Annotated in this window: 7 protein-coding genes; 1 reads left to right on the forward strand and 6 read right to left on the reverse strand. The window is 64.1% G+C overall.

Annotation, left to right across the window (positions count from 1 at the left end; all coding sequences use genetic code 11):
- Positions 1-576: PQQ-dependent sugar dehydrogenase (locus tag J0I64_RS04580; protein WP_291406430.1), on the forward strand; the 576-nt coding region annotated here is incomplete at its 5' end.
- A 64-nt stretch (positions 577-640) separates the two neighbouring features.
- Here the strand turns inward: J0I64_RS04580 and J0I64_RS04585 are convergent.
- The 6 genes from J0I64_RS04585 to J0I64_RS04610 form a co-directional block, all read right to left on the reverse strand.
- The gene (locus J0I64_RS04585) at positions 641-1771 is read right to left on the reverse strand and encodes an energy transducer TonB (protein WP_291406431.1); all 1131 of its coding nucleotides are present in this window, start codon (positions 1769-1771) and stop codon (positions 641-643) included.
- Positions 1768-2232 carry a TonB system transport protein ExbD gene (gene exbD, locus J0I64_RS04590; RefSeq protein ID WP_291406432.1) on the reverse strand — a complete coding sequence of 155 codons (465 nt, stop codon included), beginning with the start codon at positions 2230-2232 and terminating at the stop codon, positions 1768-1770. Before exbD ends, J0I64_RS04585 begins: the two co-directional genes overlap by 4 nt.
- 5 nt (positions 2233-2237) lie before the next feature.
- Positions 2238-3173 (reverse strand): tonB-system energizer ExbB, encoded by a 936-nt coding sequence (gene exbB, locus J0I64_RS04595; RefSeq protein WP_291406433.1) that lies wholly within the window; start codon positions 3171-3173, stop codon positions 2238-2240.
- A gap of 149 nt (positions 3174-3322) precedes the next feature.
- Positions 3323-3751 (reverse strand): Rrf2 family transcriptional regulator, encoded by a 429-nt coding sequence (locus J0I64_RS04600; protein ID WP_291406434.1) that lies wholly within the window; start codon positions 3749-3751, stop codon positions 3323-3325.
- An 18-nt stretch (positions 3752-3769) separates the two neighbouring features.
- A complete protein-coding gene (locus tag J0I64_RS04605; RefSeq protein WP_291406435.1) occupies positions 3770-4804 on the reverse strand; it encodes a sulfate/molybdate ABC transporter ATP-binding protein in 1035 nt (344 codons plus the stop codon).
- An 11-nt stretch (positions 4805-4815) separates the two neighbouring features.
- Positions 4816-5240 (reverse strand): ABC transporter permease subunit (locus tag J0I64_RS04610; protein ID WP_291406436.1); only part of this gene is annotated, 425 nt, incomplete at its 5' end.

Raw genomic sequence — 5240 nt, forward strand, 5'->3', positions numbered from 1 at the left:
GACATCGCCACCGGCACCTCGCGCATCTATGGCGCAGGCCTCCGCAATCCCGTGGGCATGGCCTGGGAGCCGACCACCGACGTTCTCTGGACGGTGGTCAACGAGCGCGATGGTCTCGGCGATGAAACCCCGCCCGACTATTTGACGTCCGTCCGCGACGGCGGTTTCTATGGCTGGCCCTACTCCTACTGGGGCGTGGTCGACGACCGTGTGCCCCAGAGCGCGGCCCACCCCGCCTCCGGTCAGGATCACCCCGACTTCGCCCTCGGCGGCCACACCGCATCGCTCGGCCTCACATGGGTGCCTGAGGGCAGCTTGCCCGGCTTCCCCGCCGGCATGGCCATCGGCCAGCACGGCTCCTGGAACCGCAGCAAGTTGAGCGGCTATAAGCTCACCTTCGTCGCCTTCGAAAACGGCAAACCCGTCGGTCTACCACGCGACATTCTCACCGACTTCCTCTCGGCCGATGAAAAGTACTCCTTCGGCCGCCCGGTCGGCGTAGCCGTTGCAGCCGACAAAGCCCTGCTGATGGCAGACGACGTCGGCGACGTCATCTGGCGCGTCACGGGCGCCTGAGAGCTGGCGTCACGCTAAAACGCTGAGCGCTGCCAAGGCAGCGCTCAAGACCTTTGGGGACAGCCTATCGTTCGTAATCGATGGGCATGGAAATGGTCAGCCGCGAGCGGGGCAGTCCCTCGGGCGGACGCGGCACGGGCGAACTGGCCCGCACCAGATCAAGCGCCGCCTGGTCAAGCGAAGCAAATCCACTCGAGCGGGCAATGCTGACCGACTGCACATTGCCGCCGACGTCGATGGCGAACTGCACTACCACGCGCCCCTTCTCGCCACGCTGCCGCGCCTCCGGCGGAAATTTCCGGCGCTGGCCAAGATGGCGCAGCACGCTGGACTCCCAGCGATTGACCTGTGACGTACTTGGCTCGGACGACGTGGACTGCTGCGGGGCCGCCGCCTGTGCGGCCTGTTGCGCCTGCGGCTTTGGCGCGGAGGCCAGGGACGCAGTCTGCTGCGGCGGCGGTGTACGGCGCGGAGGCGGCGTGAACTTCGTTGGCTCGGTATTTGCGCGAATGTCTGCGATACGCTGCGGCATGGCGATCGGCACCGGCAGCGTCGGATCCAGAGGCTCTACCACCGGCTCCTCGGGCAGGGGTTCGGGCGCAGGCGGCTCCTCGACGACTTCCGGCTCCGGCTCACGCGGCAGCGCCTGCTGTGGAACCACCACGGCCGGTTCCGGCGCCTCCACTTCGGGCGCTTCGATGATCGGTTCAGCCGGCTCGACGATGGGTTCCGGCAGGGGGGCGGGCTCAGGTTCAGGCTGCGCCACAGGCTCCGGCTCACGTACCTGCTCGATCTCTGCTTCGGCGGTCTCGACTACCTTTTCCGGCTCGGGTGCCGGCTCAGGCTCAACCTCCGGTGGTGTCTCCTCGACAGGCTCCGACTCCCCAATCAGTTCGGCCTCCGGGTCGGGCTCCGCTTCGCTGGGCGGCACGTCTTCCGAGGAAGACGAAAGCTCGCCATCTGGAATGTCTAGCTCCTCAGTCGTCGGGGACACGGCAAACTCGGCAAATTCGATCGTCATCGCACCGGCGGGCGGACCCGACATCTCTTCCACTGGCGCAAAAGTCTGATAGGCCAAATAGCCGCCGGAAAGGCCCAGCACGACGATCAGGCTCGCCGCCGCCCAGAGAGCGACGTCGCCTTTGCTGGCGCGCAAAAAGTCTTCCGCGACGAAACTGTCGCTTACGTCCTTCATTCTGGCGCCTGGGCCGCCTCGCCGGTCGGCGCAGCCACGGCATTGACCGACTCGAGCCCAACCAACGCGATCCGCACATAGCCGGACGAGCGCAGGAGATTCATCACCTCCATGAGGTCGCCATACGCCACTGCCTGATCGGCACGGAGAAACACCCGCGTCTCGCGGTCCCCTCCGGTCACCTTGTCGAGCGCCGATGCAATGGCATCACGCCCAACCGTGTCATTGCCGATGGCAAGGCTCAGATCGTCCTTCAGCGTGACAAAAAGCGGGTCTTCTGGACGCGGCGCGGGCGCTGCATTGGAAACCGGCAGATCGACATTCACGTCCACCGTCGCAAGGGGCGCCGCCACCATGAAGATGATCAGCAGCACCAGCATAACGTCGATGAATGGCGTCACGTTGATTTCGTGGTTGACGTCCAGCTCGTCGCCGGAGCCTTCCTTGATGCGGCCGGCCATGCGCCCTACTCCGCCGCTAGCGCAGAAGCGTGGCGCGCACCGGCGACCGCCAGCCGATCGAGATCACGGCTGACGAGGCGCTCGATGCCGGCCGAAATGTCGGCCAGCAACTGCCGGTAGCCGGTCACGGACCGTGCAAAGGCGTTGTAGATGACAACGGCCGGAATTGCCGCAACAAGACCAAAGGCCGTCGCGAGCAGCGCCTCGGCAATGCCGGGGGCAACGACGGCCAGGTTGGTGGTCTGCGTCTCGGCAATACCAACAAAGGCATTCATGATGCCCCAGACGGTGCCAAAAAGACCCACGAACGGCCCAACCGAACCCACCGAAGCCAGAATGCCGAGGCTCTGCGAAATCTTGCGGCCGGCGGCAACTTCAATGCGCCCAAGGCGCGAGGAGACGCGCTCCTTGATACCAGCAGGATCGACCCGGCCGGCGAGATCGCGAGACGCTTCCATCTCTTCGGTTGCCGCATTGACCAGCAGCACGCCGAGGCCACGACGGTTTTGCATCGCCCGCGCAGCACCTTCAAGGCTATCGGCCTTCAGCACCTCGCGCAGCGCGCCATAGGCACGGCGACGCGCCCCGGCGAGCTGCATGCTCTTGGCCACCCAGATGATCAGCGTCGCAATGGATGCCGACAGCAGCCCGATCATGACGCTTTTGACGACGTAGTCAGCTGCGAGGAACATGCCCCAGGGCGACAGGTCATGCCCCTGCAAACCCGTCTCGACCATTGGCAGGTCGACTACTGGAGCGAGCGCAGGGCTTTCCGGCACCGGCGTCAACGCCGGAGACTCATCCGCAGGGCTGACGATCGGCGCAACGTCGACGGCTGGGGCCGCATCCTGCGCCATTGCCGCGCTCGCCAGGCCAAACGACACAAGAAAACCGGCAGCTATGCGAAGCGCACGACCATGGCGGTGCAGAAATTCAGCCATCAGAGACAATCCTTGCAGCTGCAACCTGCCTGCCGTCTCCGATGGTGTTCCCTCAGGACGGCTGCCGTTCGGGACAGCAGGTGCAATAGCTCATTGCCGCTCCCGTATAAAACATGACGCACAATGTCAACAATATGAAGATGCGGAAGTCAGGCCAGCAGGTCGGGTGACGTCAGGGCCGAAGCCAGGCTGGTATTATCTAGCACGTCGCGCGAAGCCAGGGCAACGCGAGCAAAAACGTGCCGCAGCTCGCAGCTCTCTTCGGAGCGGCAATCCTCGCACGCCCGATAGGCTACCCTGGAAAGGCATGGCAACAGAGCAATCGGCCCGTCGACAAGCCGCAGGACCTCGCCGAACATCACCTCTTCCGGACGCCGAACGAGCTCGTAGCCGCCTGTGCGCCCGCGATGGCTGCGCACCAGGCCACTGCCCTTGAGCTGGAGCAGGATCTGCTCCAGAAACTTCTTCGGAATCTTCTGTTCGGCGGCGATCTCGCTGGTCATCAGCGTGTTGCCCGGCCCCACCCGCGCAAGCGCAAGCAGGGCACGAAGCGCATAGCGGGCCTTCTGCGAAATCACCGCACGCTCCTTGCGATCCTATGCGGCCGGAAACAGTTTCCAGCGTTTCGGACGGAAGCTGATCTGGCTCCGCTCACCCGCCGGGTGATCGAAAGGCAGATCGATTTCAACGCGGTGCCCCGCCCCGCCAATGTCGAGTTCGACGCGCCTCGTGCCCCCGACACGCCGGCTGCTGACCACAACACCCGACAAAGCCGCGTCGCCTTCAATCAGCTCGATATCGTGCGGACGGAAGAAAAGCCGGGCTGGCCCAACCGTTTCCTGGGTGGAAATGCCGATCGGCCGATCGCCGAGCCAGATATCGCCGCGCTCGATATTGACGGGCAGCACGCTCGATTCACCGATGAAGCCGAAAACGAACGGCGATTGCGGCTGGTCGTAGACGGTATCGGGTGTGCCCACCTGTTCGATCTTGCCCTGGCTCATCACGCAGAGCCGGTCGGCCAGTTCCAGCGCTTCTTCCTGGTCGTGGGTCACGAAAACCGTGGTGTGACCAGTACGATCATGCATTTCGCGCAGCCACTTGCGCAGCTCGCGACGCACCTGCGCGTCGAGCGCGCCAAAGGGCTCGTCGAGCAGCAGCACGCGCGGCTCGATGGCGAGCGCACGCGCCAGCGCCACGCGCTGCCGCTGGCCGCCCGAAAGCTGGCTGGGATAGCGCTTTTCAAGGCCCGAGAGCTGCACCAGGTCGAGCAGTTCACGCGCCCGCCGGCGAATTTCCGCCTTGGGCGGGCGAGTGGCCCGCGGTCGCACTTCGAGACCGAAGGCGACATTTTCGAGAATCGTCATGTGCCGGAACAGCGCATAGTGCTGGAACACGAAGCCGATATTGCGCTCCTGCACGCTCTTTTCCGAGGCGTCTTCATCGCCGAAGAAAATCTTGCCCGCAGTCGGCCGCTCGAGCCCGGCAATGAGACGCAGCAAGGTGGTCTTGCCCGAACCCGACGGCCCCAGAAGCGCAATGAGTTCGCCCGACTTGATGTCCAGCGACACATCGTGAAGCGCGGGAAACCGGTCGAATTCCTTGCGGACGTTTTGAACGCGTACTTCCATCTCTATTCCAGTTAGTGGCCGCGACCGGTGGCAGCGAGTTCGTCACCGAACCGCCATTCCAGCGCTGTCTTGAGAACCAGGGTTACGAGCGCCAGCAAGGCGAGGAGCGAAGCAAGCGCAAAGGCCGCCGTGCTCTGGTATTCGTTGTAGAACATTTCGACCTGTAGGGGCATGGTCGTGGTCTGCCCGCGGATCTTGCCCGACACCACGGCAACGGCGCCGAACTCGCCCATAGCGCGGGCATTACAAAGCAACACTCCGTAAAGCAGGCCCCATTTGATGTTGGGCAACGTTACGCGCCAGAAGGTTTGCCAGCCCGAAGCGCCGAGCGAAAGCGCAGCTTCTTCATCACCCGAACCCTGATCCTGCATCAGCGGAATGAGTTCGCGAGCGACGAAGGGAAAGGTCACGAAGATTGTGGCGAGCACGATGCCCG

It is taken from the genome of Devosia sp. (assembly GCF_017307565.1).
Lineage (GTDB): Bacteria > Pseudomonadota > Alphaproteobacteria > Rhizobiales > Devosiaceae > Devosia.